Source organism: Hyphomicrobium sp. MC8b, assembly GCF_905067615.1.
Lineage (GTDB): Bacteria > Pseudomonadota > Alphaproteobacteria > Rhizobiales > Hyphomicrobiaceae > Hyphomicrobium_B.
In genome coordinates this window covers 3,269,884-3,285,977 of sequence record NZ_LR898465.1, presented here as the reverse complement: position 1 = coordinate 3,285,977, position 16,094 = coordinate 3,269,884, and the positions used below count along the sequence as shown (strand labels likewise).

Sequence of the window (16,094 nt, the reverse complement as noted above, 5' to 3'; positions counted from 1 at the left end):
TGTTCGGTCACGCCACTGCTGTGACTTCAGTCGCACGGACGCGGAACCAAATCGCGTAAAGCGCAGGCAGAAAGAGTAGGATCAGGAATGTTCCGACCGCCGTCCCGCCTATCAGTGTGTAGGCCATCGAGCCCCAAAAGACCGATGTCGTCAGTGGAATGAAGGCGAGCACGGCAGCCAAAGCGGTGAGGACAACGGGGCGTGATCTCTGGACGGTGGCCTCAACCACCGCATGATAATCATCGAGGCCTTCATCCTTGTTGGTCTTGATCTGCTCGATCAGGATCAACGTGTTGCGCATCAAGATACCGGAGAGCCCGATCAAACCGAGGATGGCGTTGAAGCCGAAGGGCTGGTTGAAGATCAGCAGCGTCGGCACCACACCGATCAGTCCAAGCGGCGCGGTCGCCAAGACAAGCCACATTGCCGCGAACGATCTCACCTGGAAGATGATCACGATCATTGTCAGTGCGATCATGATTGGAAACACGGGGACCAGCGCGTCGTTGGCTTTCGTCGCCTCTTCGATGTTGCCGCCCATCTCGATCCGATAGCCATCGGGAAGAGAGGCAATCAGTGGCTGCAAGGCTTTTTGAATTTCCAACGATACCGGCGGCGGCTGCATCGACTCGTCGATGTCGCTCTGCACCGTAATCGTCGGCGTGCGGTCACGCCGCTTCAGGATCGGATCCTCTTGCACAATCTCGATGTGGCCAACCTGACTGAGCGGCACCAATTGGCCGCTATCGTTTTGCAGGACAAGATTGCCGAGTTTGGTCGGATCCAGCCTGTCCGGACCGGCGCTGCGGGCAACGACTTGCACCGTGCGGATATCTTCTCGGACCCCGGTCACAGTCACGCCGGTCAGCAGGAACTGCAGCTGCTGGGCGACGTCGCTCGGTGATAATCCGATCAAACGAAGCCGATCTTGATCAACCGTGAAACGAACGGACGGTGTTCTTTCGGTCCAGTCGGTGTTCACATCACGCGTATGCGGATTGGCACGCATGATCGCGACCACTTTTTGTGAGATTGCTCTCAGCTTATCGAGGTCTGGCCCCATGACGCGGAAAGCGACCGGGAAGGGTGACGGCGGTCCGAACACGAATTGCGTTGCGCGAACGCGTGCCTCGGGTGCCAGTCCCTCGGCAATCTTCTGACGAATGCGCAGCTTCAGTTCATCTCGTGCTTCCGAGCTTGGTGTCAGGACGACGATTTTCGCGAATGATGGGTCCGGCAGTTCCGGATCATAGGCGAGGAAGAAGCGTGCAGCGCCTTGTCCGATGAAGGAGACGATATTCCTCGTTTCGGGCTGCGTTTTTAGCCAAGCCTCGACTTTCGCGACGGCCGCGCTCGTCACTTCGATGCTTGAGCCTTCGGGCATCTGCACTTCGACAAGCAACTCACGTCGATCGGAGCTTGGGAAAAACTGCTGTTTTACCCCAGCCATGCCCACACCAGCCGCAACAAAGAGCAGGACGACGAAGCCCGCCACGATATACTTGCGACGCACCGCCCAGCTTACCGCTCGTCTGAAGCGCTCATAGTTCGGAGTTGAATAAATCGCGGTGTGTCCACCTTGGATGGGCTTAATGTTCGGCAGCATTTTCACACCGAGGTAAGGCGTGAAGGCTACGGCCACGATCCACGAAGTGATGAGGGCGAAGGCGACAATCCAGAAAATATTGCCCGCATATTCGCCTGCCGTTGACCTCGCAAACCCGACTGGCATCAGGCCGATGACGGTGACGAGCGTTCCCGAAAGCATCGGCGCTGCCGTGTGGCTCCAGGCGTAGGCCGCCGCTTTTGTGCGCTCGTAGCCTTCTTCGAGCTTCACGACCATCGTTTCGATAGCGATGATGGCGTCATCGACGAGAAGACCAAGAGCCAGGATGAGCGCGCCGAGCGTAATGCGATCGAAGTTTCTGCCGGTGATCATCATAATCACGAAGACTGCCGCGAGCGTCAAAGGTACGGCCGCCGCCACAACGATGCCGACGCGCCATCCAAGGCTCAGAAGGCTGACGATCATCACCACCGCCAAAGCGACGACGAACTTCAGCATGAACTCGTCAATGGATTCTCGGATGTTTTCAGCCTGATCGATAATCTTGTTTAAGGACAATCCGGCGGGCAAAGATTTCGCAATCTTCGCTTCTTCTTCGTCGAGTGCTTTGCCCAGATCCAGGCCATTCCATCCGTCTTGCATGACGACGCCTAGCACCATCGCCGGATCGCCGTTATGTCGGATCAAAAAGGTGGCTGGATCCTCGTAGCCGCGCTTCACCTCTGCGACGTCGGAGAGCTTCAGAACGCGGCCGCCGGCCACGATTGGCGTGTCGGCAATCTTTTGAAGATCGTCATATGCACCTTCGACGCGGACAAACACTTGCGGACCGTTGGTGTCGACGGAACCTGCGGCCGTAACGACGTTCTGGCGATTGAGCGCATCAAAGATCGTCCGGGCGCTGATGCCCAACGTCGCGAGCTTGGCGTACGAAAACTCGACATAAATGCGTTCTGGCCGCTCGCCGAGGATATCGACTTTCTTTACGCCCGCGACATGGAGCAGTCGCTGCCGCAGCGCTTCGGCCTCTCTAGTTAACTGGCGCGGCGGCATCCGATCGCCCTGTACGGTATAAAGAGCAAAGGTGACATCGGCGTATTCGTCGTTGATGAAAGGCCCAATTGTGCCGGACGGCAGCTTCAGCGCCTCATCGCCGAGCTTTTTGCGCGCTTGGTAGAATTGCTCGGGGATATCGGTTGGCGGCGTCTGGTCCTTCATCTCGACCTTCATCAGCATCAAGCCAGGGCGCGTGAACGTCTCCACCCGATCATACCAACGCAGTTCCTGCATGCGCTTTTCGAGAGGCTCGGCAACGAGATCCTGCATCTCTTTTGCGGTCGCGCCGGGCCACATGGCGGTTACCGTCAAAACTTTGATGGTAAAAGGCGGATCTTCGGCTCGGCCGAGCTTGTCGAACGCATAGGCGCCCGCCAAGGTCATTGCGATGATGAGAAACAGCGTGATGGCACGTTCGCGGACCGCGAGGGCGGAGAGATTAAAGCTTATCATCGTGATGCCGTTTCTTCGCCTTCGACGCGAACGTTATCGCCGTTGTGCAGAAGTCTACCGCCCAGTGCGACTACCTGATCGCCAACGTCTACGCCGCTGCTGATGAATGCCTTCTCTTCACCGATGCCGGCGAGCTTCACCGGTCGGAAATTCACGGCCATCTTCTGCTGATCGACCAGCCATACGCCCGACGACGTACCGTTATCGATCACCGCGCTCACAGGCACTTCGACGATATCTTTGGCTTTGAACTGCGGGATGTGAACCGTTACCGTCGCACCGAGAGGAGCATTTGCTGCCGCCCCGCTAAGGACGTATCGCGCTTCATAGGTACGCGTCGCGGGATTGGCGGCATCAGAAAGCTGACGGAGCCGAGCGTTCGAGCGAGACTTGAGATCGCCATAAAGCGTAGCGGTTGCTTCCGAGCCGATCGCAGGCCGCACGGTTTCGGGAAGATCAACGGAAGCCTCTCTCGCGCCGGCATGCGCGAGGCGAACCACGGTTTGTCCGGCAGAGACGACCTGTCCGGGTTCTGAAAGCGTCTCCATAACCACACCGTCAGCGTCGGCTGTCAGGACCGAATAATCTTCTGCGTTGCGGGCGAGTTGCGCATTGGCTTCAGCGGCGGCGAGCTGCGCTTCCGCGTTATCCAACGCAGACTTCGCCTGTTCGTAGCGCTGATGAGAGATCCAGCCTTCGCCGACAAGGTTCTTGTACCGCGCCTCATCGGCACGCGCTTGAATGGCAGTGGCGCGGGCCGCATTGATGGCGTTTGTCTGCGCGACGATGGTGAGTTTCAGGTCTACGGGATCGAGCTTCATCAATGGCTGACCAGCTTTGACGGTCTGCCCGGTATCGACGAGGCGTTCGATGATCTTTCCGGCAACGCGGAAGCCGAGATTGCTCTGCACCTTTGCCGCAATCACACCTGTGAAGGCGCGTTCGGCGGCGCTTGCCGAGTGAACTGTTGCCACACGAACGAGTGGAACGCCGCTCCTCGGATCGGCGTCGGTCGGTTTGCAAGCGGCTACGCCCACGGACACGAGCGTCAAAGCCACGACGGCGACGGATGCTTTCAATAATGACGTGCCGACCAGATGCGAATGTCCGGCGTTCGTTTCTAGAATTTTCATCACGACCTCACTGCCTGACGGCGGTCCACTAACCTTCGAACCGAATTTCTAAATATAGATTATATTTGACATCTTAAAAGTGCAAGCGGGAAAAGATGCTGGCCATAATCTTTTTTATTTTGGACGGGGGGGGATGACGAGCAGCTTGGGGCGAGCCGGAGGGCGGAGGTCCGGCTATCAAGTGGCAAAGTCTGGCATGACGGACGCTGGCCGGCTACCGCGACGCGACTAGGCGTGCGGGGGGGGGGGGGCAACCGCATTAGCGTCCCGAAGTAGGAGGGAGCCCCGCGAGCCAGGAAGTTTCCGTTATTTACGGGCTTCGATGATTTGGTTTGCGCGTTTGCGGGCCGAAGCGATGATTTCGCCGGACAACTTTTCATCGTCCGTCGCGCGGGCCATAGCGACGGCCCCGGACAGAAGCGAAAGCAGCTCAACTGCTTTGTCTTTGCGCTCTGCCGCTGGGCAGGACAAACCCTCCATGATCAGGGACAGATTTGTCTTGATGCCGTTTGTGAATACGCCTCGGATGGCACCTTGCTCTCGACTCACGTCTGGGCCGAATGCCGCAATTGGGCAGCCCATTTCGGGCTTTTTGACATGCCCGAGCGTGAGATAATCCGTGACGTAAGCGATGAGAGCCGCCTTGCTCCCCTGCGACTCGACGCGTTCCTGAAAGCGCGCGTTGATCTCGGCAAAAATCCGCTCGGTCGCCTCGGCGACAAGCGCATCCTTTGAATCAAAGTGCTTATAGAAGCCACCATGCGTCAGGCCGGCCGCCGCCATCAAATCGGCGAGACTTGTACCGACGATGCCACGTTGGCGCAGCATTTTCGACGTCTCGGAAATGATTTCGTCGTGTCGTTGGGCCATCACCTCCCGGGACACTCGCATGGTCTCACCTCTTGTTTTGAACGTTTCTTTGTTGGTGCAGCTGTCTTAATTGGCTGGCGTAACTTGATCAGTCACCTTGTCCGAAGCGTCCTGATCTCATTTTCCAATCGCGTGACGCAGGCTTCCTGTATGCCGCCAGGCTCGTAGGCCATCGCCAGCGCGACCAGATCCACCCATTTCAAGAAACGGCCTAAATGCCTGTTGCATCATGTCTATCCAAAGCGTCATTGCGTATTAGATGTCGATCGAAATGCAATTGTCAAGGATTGTTTGGGCGGCGTCCAAAATCGAGGGGAGACCGAGGTGGCCACTCGGTCCCCCGATCGTTCTCCTGTTAGCGCTTATTATGCCGCACGGACGCGCCAGCATGGCTAACCTTGGCCGACGAGGAAGCTTGCCAGGCTCCCTGCTTAGAGCCGTTGGGGTTGACATAGGAGCCGGCGCCCATAGCGCGATCGGTCTCTTCGAGAGCCTGGGCGCTAAGCGCACCAGCAGAAAGGGCAGCGGCCGCAACAGTGGCGAGGATCAAAGCTTTCATTGTCGTTCTCCATTCAATTGTTTAGCCGCCAACCCGATGGTCGCGGATTTTTAGATGACGAATGTCATCCGTATAAATAGATTGCTATTAACATCTAAAATATCAAGACATAACCTGACGACGGGGAGGAAGAGACGATTGTGTCGCATGTTGGATGCGAGGCACAATCTAATCGAAGGAGTTTGCTAATCGCCGTAAGGCCGGATTTTCGCACCTAAGGCGCCTCAACCGCATCAAGCAACTTTGCCTGCCGTCAGAGCGGTATGATGCTTTTCGATTTTGTCGGCGAGATAGCGACTATCTTCATCGATGGCGAGGAAGCGACCGGAACCCCAGGTATTTAGCCAACCCAAGCCAATAAAATAGAAGCCGGGAACATCGCAGACGCCGCGATCGAATACGGGTTTTCCGCGCGCGCCGAACACGTCCACGTCGATCCAAGAATAATCCGGTCGGAAGCCAATAGACCAGATGACCGACGTGATGCCGAGCGCCGTGGCATCGATCTCCGTCGTTTCCGTCTCCGGGCGCCACAGTTTCTGGAATGCAGGCTCTGCCGGTACTTCGATGCCGTTCTTCTCGATGTAGGCGTCGATCTGCTCGCGGATGCCGACATAGCTCTTGTCGGCATCGTCGAGATTCTTTTCGAGATCGGGATCAAAGCTAATTTTTGCGCCGTTCATGCCGGAAACAGAACCGTAAAGTGATACGCCACTATCGACGACGAACCGGCGCAAATCGATTTCTTTGCCGCCGTCGCGACCGGACATGTAATGGTTGGTCTGCGTGAGTGCCTTCATTGGATCCGGGTGTTCGGCGATCGTGATGGCGTAGTGGCCCATGTCGTAGAGCCAGTCCGTTGCGTCACGACCGCGATACTTGCGCGGGCTGCGCGGCGCTGGGCCGACCGCCATGTGGACCTTCCGCCCGTCGCGAACGAGATCTTCCATGATCTGTACGCCGGACTGCCCCGTGCCGACAACGAGCGTCGCGCCTTCTGGGATCTGGGACGGCCGGCGGTAATCGACGGAATGAATTTGAGTGATCGCAGGATCGAGATCTTTCGCATAGGGCGGCACGATCGGATTGTCATAACCGCCAGTTGCAATGACAACCTGATCGCAGATCCAGCTACCGATCGATGTTTCAATGGCGTATCCGCCTTGCTCGCGCGGAGCGATCCGCGTTACCGCGACGCCCTCACGGAGCGGCGGATTGAACGAGGATGCGAAGCCGTCGAGATAGTCCGTGATTTCGTCCTTCAGCATGAACCCGTTCGGATCATCGCCAGCATAGGGGTAACTCGGCAGTCTGCATTGCCAGTTCGGCGTGACGAGGCAGAACGTGTCCCAGCGGTTCACGCGCCAGGAGTGAAACTTCCTGTGGCGCTCGAAGACGATATGCGCAATTCGCTTTCGCGTTAGATAATAGCTCACTGAAAGTCCGGCCTGCCCGCCGCCGATAACGACGACAGGAATATGCGGTACGCCGATATCCTTCATATCCGTCTCCTTAAGTGGCCTGATATCCAGACAGGCCACCTCGGCGTCTGGCGTCGCTTCGAACAACTTGACCCGTATCTCGATGCGATCGAGTTGCGCCATGGCGGCGGCGCAGGCATATCCGTACTTGCGCATCACGCGTGATGAGGCGCGTTCCATCGCGATGCGAGCGCGCAGAAGAAATTCCTGGAGTGGATAGCTCGAGCCCGGCGTCAATAATTCCGAGACAATACCTGATGGCGAATAGCAGTGCTCCGTGCTGCCATCGGGCCAGCGCAGGGTGAAAGAGGTTTCAGGCATGTTCGCAATCCCGTTGCCGGAAGCCGAGGTAGGGTTCGTTCGCGTAGTTCCAGAAGGGGGCCGTTTCACCGCCCGCGGAAAAGCGCACTTCATCCCCGTGGAAGACACTCCCGATCACTGCCGCGCTGATGTCGCGATCGGCAAAGTGGCTGACGACGCGATCGGCAAACGCCACGGGTACGGCGAGAAGGAAGCCGTAGCTTGGGAATGCGCGCAGCCAACGCGATAGCGAAATGCCGGCAGGCGGATCGATCACGTCGAGGTCGAGCTCTATTCCGACGTCGGAGCTTTCCGCTAGCATCAGCGACGTGCCGGCAATACCGCTCTGGCTGACGTCCTTGCCTGCCGATACGAGATCGTCTTCGGCGAGACGCGGGAGAATCTCGAGATCGTTTCGAAGTCGGTCGGCCGGCGCGCCCCCAGCCGCGAAGAAGTTATCGTAGTTGCGGAACGCACCGCGCCTGTCTATCGCGGCGATGATGACGTCGCCCGGCGTCGCGTCGAAACTCGTGATGATGGCCTTCGCGCGGCCTAAAACTGTCACGGCGAGGCTGAGCTCGGTTGCGGAAAAATTCGTATGGCCGCCGACAAGGGGCACGCCATAAGCATCCGAAGCGGCTTTGAGACCGGCGAGAAGGGGCCTGGCGAGATCGCTATTCGGCGCCCAAATCTGATCGATGAGCGCGACGCCGCGTCCGCCCATCGCGGCGATGTCGGAAAGGTTCACCATCACGCCGCACCAGCCCGCGAACCACGGATCGCTCTTCACGAATTGCGGAATGAAGCCTTCGCCTGCGAGAAGGTCGTAGCCGCTGGCGTGCGGCAGGATCGCGGCGTCGTCTCCCGGGTGGCCGACGCTTTGTTGGGCGAGGCCAAGTCCCTTGGCAGCGTCGCTGATCGCCCGCTTGGATTGGATCGCAGGATGATTGCGCAGCTCTTCGATCAGAGCGTTGAGTGCTGAGGCCGTCATGCCGCGATCCTCCGCGGCTTGTGATACCAGCCCATGGCCTCGTTCAAGATCGGCGGATAGTGGGCGAGATCCGCGCTCATGAGGCCATGTGGTCTGCCGTGCAGTTCAACCATCTCAAGCAGCCGCCAGTTCAGACGGCGGAACAGGATGACGTTCTGCTCCTGCACATGCGCGTGAAAGGTGTGGCAGCCGCGCGTGTTCGCCAGCGAAACAGCGAAGCGGATCAGCTCAGCGCCCAAGCGGCCGACTTGGCGAAAGTTTCGGTCGACGACGAGGCGAGATCCCCACCAAAGACCGGGCTCGGCCTGGTGAATGCGGACTGTGCCGACCACCGCATCGGCTTCGTGTGCGTAGGTTGAGATCGCGACGAGATGCGTGGCGATCAGATCAATATCGTCGCGGTCGTGCTCCTTGAAGATTTTTTGCTCGTCGACGAACACGCGCTTGCGGAGATCTGATGCGCCGCGCGCTTCCCAAGGCATGGAGGCCGCACGAATGAAATAGCCTGGGCACTGATAGGGACGAGGCTCGATCTCGATCATTGCATCACTCGCAGCTTTTCATAAGTTGAGAGGGCTGAGCAGGCGCCGCACTTGCCGCAACCAGCTTTGATGTTCTCCGATGCCATTCCTGCCGCGACGATCATTTGGCCCAACGGGCGCAGGATCGACGCCATGAAGTCGGCGCTGGGGGCGGGATGACTTTCGAGCGGCGTGCCGGAGATCGGGACGAAGGGGACAACGAAGGGATAGACGCCCATCGTCACGAGTTTCTCCGACACCGCCAGGATGGCGTCGGGCGTATCGCCAAGGCCGGCGAGGATGTAAGTGGAAACTTGTCCGCGCCCGAACACTTTCACGGCGGCTTCGAAGGACGAGAAATATTTGTCGAGCGGGACGGACGCCTTGCCGGGCATGATCTGTTCGCGGATTTCTTGTGTCACCGCTTCGAGATGCATGCCGAGCGCATCGACGCCTGCGTCCGCCATGCGCTGGTGCCAGATATCGTCATCCGGCGGCTCGCATTGCACTTGGATTGGGATATCGACGGCGGCTTTGACGGCGCGTGCACTGTCGGCAAGGACCGCGGCGCCGCGGTCTTTTCCGGGCGGCGTGCCGGTCGTCATCACCATGTGCTTGACGCCGTCGAGTTCGACGGCCGCCCTGGCGACCTCGGCCAACTGTTCCGGCGTCTTGCGCGCGATGGTGCGACCCGCAGCGAGACTCTGACCGATGGAACAGAACTGGCAGGTCTTCTTCCGGCTTTCATAGCGGATACAAGTCTGCAGAACCGTGGTCGCCAGAACGTCGCGCGAATGCAGCGTAGCGATGTGGCTGTAGGGGATGCCGTCTTCGGTCTGCATATCATAGAAGCGTGGACGGCCGGGAAAGCGGACCTGCGCGATTTCGCGACCGTCTCTCGTAATGCGCGCGCGGCCATCGGAGCCCGGAGCCTCGACGAGAAACGGGCTTTCAAACGCAGGTGCGGTATGGACCGGCACCATCACCGTCTTATCGCCGATCGTCAGAGCCTTGTGGTCGGAGGGCCCTGCACCGCCACGGCGGCTTTCGTGGCCGGCGCGCGGATCCAAGAGACGTACGCCGCGTGTCTGAAGTTCGTTGATGAGCGCCGAGTCAGACATAGTTCGCCTCCTCCTCGATCGATTGCGACTCCGATGCTTGTGCTGCGTGCGATATCTCGCGGGCATTCGCGGGGCGCGTGTCGTGGACGAGGTGCAACAGCTCCGGCCGCGCGTAATGGCCGACGCTGTCCATCATCCGCTTGCGCTTCGTGATGAGCCGCATGTCGAGGTCGGCGATGAGGATGCCTTCGCCATTCGTGATGGGATCAGCGAGATGGCGACCTTCGGGCGAGACGATGCAGGTCATACAGCCATCACGCATTGCGGATTGCAGCTTGGGATCGGGATGAATCGATGCGATCTGCTCTTCCGTGAGCCAAGCTGTGGCGTTGACGACGAAGCAGCCGGCTTCGAGAGCGTGATGGCGCATCGTCACCTCGATCTGCTCGCCGAAGATCGGACCTACAAGACTGCCGGGGAAATGCGCTGCGTGGATCTCCTCGTGCTGCGTCATCAAAGCGTAGCGGGCGAGCGGATTGTAATGCTCCCAGCAGGCGAGAGCGCCGACCCGGCCGACTTTCGTCTCGACGACCTTGAGCCCCGCGCCGTCGCCTTGGCCCCACACCATGCGCTCGTGATAGGTCGGCGTGATCTTGCGCCGCTTTAGTAAGAGCGAGCCATCGGCGTCGAAGATCAGTTGCGTATTGTAGAGTGAGCCATGGTCTCTCTCGTTCACGCCGAGAACGATAACGACGCCGCGCTTGCGGGCGATGTCGGCGACCGCGTTCGTATCCGCAGAGGGAACGACCACCGCCTCCTTATAAAGTTCAAGGTGCGGGGCGCCCTGAAGGACCGGAGGAAGGACGAACGAAAAGTAGGGGTAGTAAGGAACGAACGTTTCCGGGAAGACGATGAACTGCGCGCCTTTGTCGGCCGCCTCAGTGATGGCATTCAGCACGCGCTCGATCGTGCCAGCGCGGCCCTTGAGGTCGGGAGCAATCTGGACGGCGGCGGCGCGGATGGTATCAGTTCGCACGACTGTCTCTCCTTCTACGCAAGCGTGTTGCCGGTTGGAGCCGGACCGGCTCGTGCGCGGTCCGGCTCAGGGATCAGACGGTCCAGGTGTCGAGGATGACGGCGTTGGCCTTCTTGTGCAGAAGGACGCAATCGAGAACGTCCTGTGGCGCTATCGGACGAATACCGGGGAGTAGAGACGGCTCGCCGTGGCCATAGAGTGCCTGCAGCGCAAAGCGGCAGGCGTAGACCTTGCCGCCTTCCTTCATGAACTTGTTGAGGTTGGCAGCGAAGTTCTGGTGGCCCGGAAAAGCTTCATCACCGAGGGTTGGGAAGCCGCGCTGTATGCCAAGCGTGACGCCCGGCCCGTACAGCAAGATCGACGTCTCGTAGCCTTTCCGGTTGAGGCGGATGGCATTCAAGATGTTGACCAGGCCGATCGAGCCTTCGAAGGCCACGGTATGGAACGTCACCAGGGCCTTCTCGCCGGGGGAGGCTTTGACGTCTTCGAAAACCTTCTCCTCGTAGTCGACAAAGTAATCGCCGTCCTTGTGGGCTTCCTGGGTCACTTGCGGCATTGCGGGCCTCCTTGTTGCGCCAACATGATTGAGTGTTTCGTCGATAATATGCATACATTTGACGGTCAATAAGACAATCAATTATCCATACAATGTAGTCGCATAATTTTCGCTTTTGTCGATTTTTCTGGCACAATGGTGGGATTTTTGCTCGAAATTCCGGCGAAAGCAGTGCTTCAATTTCCAATATTTGCATGGCCTACATGCATACAATATTGCATCCATACAATCGGCTTCAATTTCCGTGCGGCATCACTTAATGGTTCGGTTGAGGAGAACGAGATGGCGACCTGGAGACCGACGCTCACCGACAGCAGCAAACCGCGATACCTGGCGATCGCCGACGCCGTGGAGGAGGACATCCGGAACGGCACCCTCGCGCCGGGGGATCGCCTGCCGCCGCAACGCAAGCTCGCCGAATGGCTTGGAATCGATTTCACGACGGTTTCGCGGGCCTACACGGAGGCGCAGTCGCGCGGGCTGATCGATAGCCACGTCGGACGCGGCACGTTCGTTCTCGGCACGGACGCGGGCGATGTTGGCCCTGATCCCGCGAGATCGAGCCAGGAAGATCTGGCAATGAACATGCCGCCGGAGCCGACCGACGCCGCACTTCTCGCCAAGATGCGCGAAGGGCTCGAGTACGTCTCGACCAACCTCATTCCGCTCCTTCGGTATCAGTCCGCGATTGGCGGCGAGAAAGACAAGATCGCTGCCTCGACTTGGCTATCGCTAAGGGGGATGGTGCCGAAACTCGACCGCGTGGCGGTGACGCCCGGCGCTCACGCGACGATGACTGCGATCCTGGCGACGATCACCAATCCCGGCGACATCGTTTTATGCGAGCGCATCACGTATCCCGGCATTCGCGCCATCGCCGGCCGCCTGCGTGTGAAGCTCGTTGGTGTCGAGATGGACGGCCAGGGCATTCTGCCTGATGCCATCGAGAAGGCCGTCAAAGCATTTGGCGCGAAGGCGCTCTACCTCAATCCTACTTTGCAGAATCCGACAACAATAACGGTGCCGACGGAGCGCCGCTTGGAAATATCGCAGGTGCTTCGCAAACACGGATTGCCGCTGATCGAAGATGACGCCTATGGATTCATCCCGACCAAGGCCCCTGCACCGCTTGCAGTCTCGGCACCGGAGCTCAGTTGGTATATCGGTGGACTGGCAAAATGCATCGGCGCGGGTTTGCGTCTTGCGTATACGGTTGTGCCGTCGGCAAAGGACGCTTATGCGCTCGCCGAAGCCTTGAAGGCCGTCTCCGTGATGCCGTCTCCGCTCGGAATGGTGTTGGCGACACGCTGGATTGAAGATGGTACCGCGGACCGCATCCGCCGGTTCATCCGCGCCGAAACGGCGGCTCGTCAGCAGCTCGCCTCAGAAGTGCTAAAAGATTTCGATTACATCGCCGCCGAGAATGCCTTTAACGTCTGGCTTCGTTTGCCGGAAGGTGCTGGGCGCGCCGATATCATCGCCCGCATGGCTGGGCGGCATATCGGCATCATTCCATCCGACGCATTCACCGTTGGCGGTTCGCCGAGCGAGCATGTCCGTGTCTGCCTTGGAGGCTCGATCGACCGTGAGGCGCTCAGATCGGGACTTCTCTTCATGTCGCACACTCTCACGCAGAACGCCTATTCCGGATAGCGGTCTCGTCGAACCGCCGAGGCAGAGCGCGTCGCCTTCTCCATGTCAGGCGGCTCTATAGGGTCGTGAAGGTCCACGATCGCGGCAACTCGCCGACGTTCATCGTAGCGATTGATGTGCAGGGATATCCAGCGTTCGGACCATTTCGCGGCAATCGAGCCTTTGCACATTTTTTCTGCAACGCGATGCCTGAAAACCGGTCCGCCGAATCCAAATCTTTGTGCGCCTTAAGACAAGTGCACCGGCGCGCGTCGGGCATAGGCTTCTCAATCGAAATCGGACCATGGCATGCGCCATGACGATGTCGAGGAGACCAGGATGCACAATCGTTATTCTCGTGAATGTCCGCCGATAGCTTCGAGCATGCGTTGGCGATGGATCGCCGTCCTCTTGGGCGCAGCGCTCGTCGCGAATATTTGCGGAACCGCTCCGGCGAGTGCGGCTCCCGATGCGTGCGCGGCGCTGCAGGCAAAGTATCCCGCATGGAAAGGCAAGACGCTCGTCAACGCCATCAACCCGCACACGCCGGGCTACGAAGCGCTCGATCCCAATGACCCGTCGAAGTACGTTGGCTACGATATCGATCTCGGCGAGGCGATCGGCGACTGCCTCGGCTTCAAGGTGACGTACAAGGCCGTGACCTTCGCGGCGCTTCTGACCACGCTTGCCAGCGGCCAGGCTGACATCGTCATCTCCGACATCTACGCCACCGAAGAGCGCGCGAAGGCCGCCGACTTCATCAAATACTCGAAAGTGTTCGATGGTGTCCTCGTGGCGAAAGGCAACCCGAAAAAGATCGACGGCATCAATCTCTCGATGTGCGGCGCTTCCGCTGCCGAGAACACGGGTTATGTCGAAGTGCCTTTGATTCAGGCTCTCGTTCCCGAGTGCAAGGCCGCTGGCAAGCCCGAGCCGACACTACAGCTCTACGACAACAACGCCGACTGCATTCAGGCCATTCTCGCGGGCCGCGCCGACACCTACGTCAACGACGTCAACACTGTCGATCAGGCCGTGAAGGCGTATCCGGACAAGCTCGAGAAGGCGGTCGCGGTGACGATCCCCTATTCGGTCGGGATCGCCGTTCCCAAGGACAAGCCTGAGTTCCGCGAGGCTGTCTTCGCCGCCCTCAAGGAAATTTATAAGTCTGGCGCCCAGGCCGGGCTTCTGAAGAAGTGGGGCCTTGATCCGAACAATCTCGAAGAGCCGAGCATCCTGTCGGTTAAATAATGGATCTCTTCTTTCACTACCTCAGCCTGCCGTACCTGCTCCAAGGCATCTGGTTCACCGTCGAGGTGACCGCCTTGGGGCTGGCCGGCGGGCTCATCCTAGGCGTGATGCTCGCGAGCATGCAGCTGAGCCGGTATAAAATTCTCGCCGCCTTCGCCCGCGCATACACCGTGATTTTCCGAGGCACGCCGCTGATCCTGCAGATGGTGTTCGCCTACGATGCCTTGCCGCGCATCGGCCTGACGTTGAGCGCTATCGGCGCCGCGGGGCTGGCACTGGCCGCCAACGAAGCGCCCTTCATCGCTGAAATGCTGCGCGCCGGCGTGCTCGGCGTCGAACGTGGCCAGATCGCGGCCGGACAGGCTCTCGGCATGACGCCGGGAATGCTGATCCTTCGCATCATCGCACCGCAGGCGTTGCGCACGATGATCCCGGCGATCGGCAACGAAACCGTCAGCGCCTTGAAGAATTCCTCGCTGGCGAGCGTGATCTCGGTGCAGGAGCTGACGCTGCGCAGCACGCAGCTCGCCTCATCGACCTTCGATTTCTTTTCGATCTTCTTCGCGTCGGGCCTGATCTATCTCGGTCTCACGACGACGGTCAGCATCATCCAGCTTGCGCTCGAACGCATATTCGATCTCGACCGGCCCAAGGGCGCATCGACCTGGGTGAACTTCCTTCCCTGGCGTACCGAGGTTCCCGTAACTCCGACTGAGCCGGCCGCGACTGATCCCGAACCGCCGCAGATTTCCGCGCTCGCGCCCAAAGCCGCCGCCCGTCGTGAAGCGGCCGCACGCGCGGCGACACTTGCCGGCAACGACGTGGCGGTTGAGGTGAAAGGTCTGCGCAAGAGCTACGGCAAACAGCCGGTGCTCGACGGCGTCGATCTCGGCGTCCAGTTCGGCGAAGTCATCGCGCTTCTCGGGCCGAGCGGCTCCGGCAAGAGCACACTGCTTCGCTGCATCAATCACCTCGAAAGCTGGGACGCGGGCTCCGTTCTCGTCGCGGGTCGCCGACTCGACGTCAGCGAGAGCGGACGAGCCCTGACGCCGCGCGAAATCGCAAATGAGCGCGCGAGTGTCGGCGTCGGCATGGTATTCCAGCATTTCAATCTCTTCGCCCATCTGACGGCGCTAGAGAATATTGCGGGGCCTCTGCGCTGGATTCACGGCATGTCGCGCCCCGATGCGGAAAAGCGCGCCCGGTCGCTGCTCGCCCGTGTCGGCCTCAGCGACCGTGCCGATGCTTTGCCGCGGCATCTGTCGGGCGGACAGCAGCAGCGCGTCGCCATCGCCCGCGCGCTCGCACCCTATCCGAGCGTCCTGCTGCTCGATGAGCCAACGTCCGCGCTCGATCCGGAGCTCATCAGCGAAGTGCTCGATGTCATCCGCCAACTCGCCGTCGAGGACGGCCTGACGATGATCATCGCCACGCACCAGATCCGTTTCGCCGATGAGGTCGCCGATCGCGTCGCGTTCCTGAGCGGCGGCGCCATCATCGAGCAGGGGCCGGCGCACGAGGTTCTGAGCAACCCCAAGCATGCGCTGACGCAGCGCTTCTTGAGCATGATGGAAGGCGACAAGGCGCCGAAGCGCTCGGCATGAGCAGCCATTCGACAGACCATCCT

13 protein-coding genes are annotated in these 16,094 nt (G+C 59.6%); 3 read left to right on the top strand and 10 right to left on the bottom strand.

Annotated features, from left to right (window positions below; translation table 11 throughout):
* Window positions 1-7: 7 nt before the first annotated feature.
* The 10 genes from ACLB1Z_RS15910 to ACLB1Z_RS15865 all read right to left on the bottom strand — a co-directional run bounded on the left by ACLB1Z_RS15910 (window position 8) and on the right by ACLB1Z_RS15865 (window position 11,584).
* The gene (locus tag ACLB1Z_RS15910) at window positions 8-3,073 is read right to left on the bottom strand and encodes an efflux RND transporter permease subunit (protein ID WP_409563290.1); all 3,066 of its coding nucleotides are present in this window, start codon (window positions 3,071-3,073) and stop codon (window positions 8-10) included.
* Entirely contained in the window at window positions 3,073-4,209 is a 1,137-nt protein-coding gene (locus ACLB1Z_RS15905) for an efflux RND transporter periplasmic adaptor subunit (protein WP_409560707.1), read from the bottom strand. Before ACLB1Z_RS15905 ends, ACLB1Z_RS15910 begins: the two co-directional genes overlap by 1 nt.
* A gap of 306 nt (window positions 4,210-4,515) precedes the next feature.
* Window positions 4,516-5,079, bottom strand: a complete 564-nt coding sequence (locus ACLB1Z_RS15900; RefSeq protein WP_409560706.1) for a TetR/AcrR family transcriptional regulator — start codon at window positions 5,077-5,079, stop codon at window positions 4,516-4,518.
* 355 nt (window positions 5,080-5,434) lie between these two features.
* A complete protein-coding gene (locus tag ACLB1Z_RS15895) occupies window positions 5,435-5,638 on the bottom strand; it encodes a hypothetical protein (RefSeq protein ID WP_409560705.1) in 204 nt (67 codons plus the stop codon).
* A gap of 233 nt (window positions 5,639-5,871) precedes the next feature.
* Window positions 5,872-7,440: an MSMEG_0569 family flavin-dependent oxidoreductase gene (locus ACLB1Z_RS15890; protein WP_409560704.1), complete on the bottom strand. Its 1,569-nt coding sequence runs from the start codon at window positions 7,438-7,440 to the stop codon at window positions 5,872-5,874.
* The gene (locus ACLB1Z_RS15885; RefSeq protein WP_409560703.1) at window positions 7,433-8,410 is read right to left on the bottom strand and encodes a sll0787 family AIR synthase-like protein; all 978 of its coding nucleotides are present in this window, start codon (window positions 8,408-8,410) and stop codon (window positions 7,433-7,435) included. The genes ACLB1Z_RS15890 and ACLB1Z_RS15885 overlap by 8 nt, the downstream gene beginning before the upstream one ends.
* Window positions 8,407-8,952, bottom strand: a complete 546-nt coding sequence (locus ACLB1Z_RS15880; protein WP_409560702.1) for an MSMEG_0567/Sll0786 family nitrogen starvation N-acetyltransferase — start codon at window positions 8,950-8,952, stop codon at window positions 8,407-8,409. The genes ACLB1Z_RS15885 and ACLB1Z_RS15880 overlap by 4 nt, the downstream gene beginning before the upstream one ends.
* Window positions 8,949-10,052 (bottom strand): MSMEG_0568 family radical SAM protein, encoded by a 1,104-nt coding sequence (locus ACLB1Z_RS15875; protein ID WP_409560701.1) that lies wholly within the window; start codon window positions 10,050-10,052, stop codon window positions 8,949-8,951. The genes ACLB1Z_RS15880 and ACLB1Z_RS15875 overlap by 4 nt, the downstream gene beginning before the upstream one ends.
* Window positions 10,045-11,028, bottom strand: a complete 984-nt coding sequence (locus tag ACLB1Z_RS15870) for a Nit6803 family nitrilase (protein WP_409560700.1) — start codon at window positions 11,026-11,028, stop codon at window positions 10,045-10,047. The genes ACLB1Z_RS15875 and ACLB1Z_RS15870 overlap by 8 nt, the downstream gene beginning before the upstream one ends.
* 73 nt (window positions 11,029-11,101) lie before the next feature.
* Window positions 11,102-11,584, bottom strand: coding sequence for an MSMEG_0572/Sll0783 family nitrogen starvation response protein (locus tag ACLB1Z_RS15865; protein WP_409560699.1), 483 nt, complete (start codon window positions 11,582-11,584; stop codon window positions 11,102-11,104).
* Between the two features lie 282 nt (window positions 11,585-11,866).
* On the opposite strand from ACLB1Z_RS15865, the gene ACLB1Z_RS15860 reads away from it, so the two are divergent.
* From ACLB1Z_RS15860 to ACLB1Z_RS15850, 3 genes are all read left to right on the top strand, one after another.
* On the top strand, window positions 11,867-13,237 hold the full coding sequence (locus ACLB1Z_RS15860) for a PLP-dependent aminotransferase family protein (RefSeq protein WP_409560698.1): 1,371 nt from the start codon (window positions 11,867-11,869) through the stop codon (window positions 13,235-13,237).
* 363 nt (window positions 13,238-13,600) lie between these two features.
* Entirely contained in the window at window positions 13,601-14,467 is an 867-nt protein-coding gene (locus ACLB1Z_RS15855; protein ID WP_409560697.1) for an ABC transporter substrate-binding protein, read from the top strand.
* A complete protein-coding gene (locus ACLB1Z_RS15850) occupies window positions 14,467-16,071 on the top strand; it encodes an amino acid ABC transporter permease/ATP-binding protein (protein ID WP_409560696.1) in 1,605 nt (534 codons plus the stop codon). Before ACLB1Z_RS15855 ends, ACLB1Z_RS15850 begins: the two co-directional genes overlap by 1 nt.
* Window positions 16,072-16,094 lie beyond the last annotated feature (23 nt).

What these genes read in the sequence shown, in the direction of transcription:
- ACLB1Z_RS15905 (WP_409560707.1), bottom strand. Translation starts at nt 4,209, where the DNA reads ATGAAAATTCTAGAAACGAACGCCGGACATTCGCATCTGGTCGGCACG.
- ACLB1Z_RS15900 (WP_409560706.1), bottom strand. Translation starts at nt 5,079, where the DNA reads ATGGCCCAACGACACGACGAAATCATTTCCGAGACGTCGAAAATGCTG.
- ACLB1Z_RS15895 (WP_409560705.1), bottom strand. Translation starts at nt 5,638, where the DNA reads ATGAAAGCTTTGATCCTCGCCACTGTTGCGGCCGCTGCCCTTTCTGCT.
- ACLB1Z_RS15890 (WP_409560704.1), bottom strand. Translation starts at nt 7,440, where the DNA reads ATGCCTGAAACCTCTTTCACCCTGCGCTGGCCCGATGGCAGCACGGAG.
- ACLB1Z_RS15885 (WP_409560703.1), bottom strand. Translation starts at nt 8,410, where the DNA reads ATGACGGCCTCAGCACTCAACGCTCTGATCGAAGAGCTGCGCAATCAT.
- ACLB1Z_RS15880 (WP_409560702.1), bottom strand. Translation starts at nt 8,952, where the DNA reads ATGATCGAGATCGAGCCTCGTCCCTATCAGTGCCCAGGCTATTTCATT.
- ACLB1Z_RS15875 (WP_409560701.1), bottom strand. Translation starts at nt 10,052, where the DNA reads ATGTCTGACTCGGCGCTCATCAACGAACTTCAGACACGCGGCGTACGT.
- ACLB1Z_RS15865 (WP_409560699.1), bottom strand. Translation starts at nt 11,584, where the DNA reads ATGCCGCAAGTGACCCAGGAAGCCCACAAGGACGGCGATTACTTTGTC.
- ACLB1Z_RS15860 (WP_409560698.1), top strand. Translation starts at nt 11,867, where the DNA reads ATGGCGACCTGGAGACCGACGCTCACCGACAGCAGCAAACCGCGATAC.
- ACLB1Z_RS15855 (WP_409560697.1), top strand. Translation starts at nt 13,601, where the DNA reads ATGCGTTGGCGATGGATCGCCGTCCTCTTGGGCGCAGCGCTCGTCGCG.
- ACLB1Z_RS15850 (WP_409560696.1), top strand. Translation starts at nt 14,467, where the DNA reads ATGGATCTCTTCTTTCACTACCTCAGCCTGCCGTACCTGCTCCAAGGC.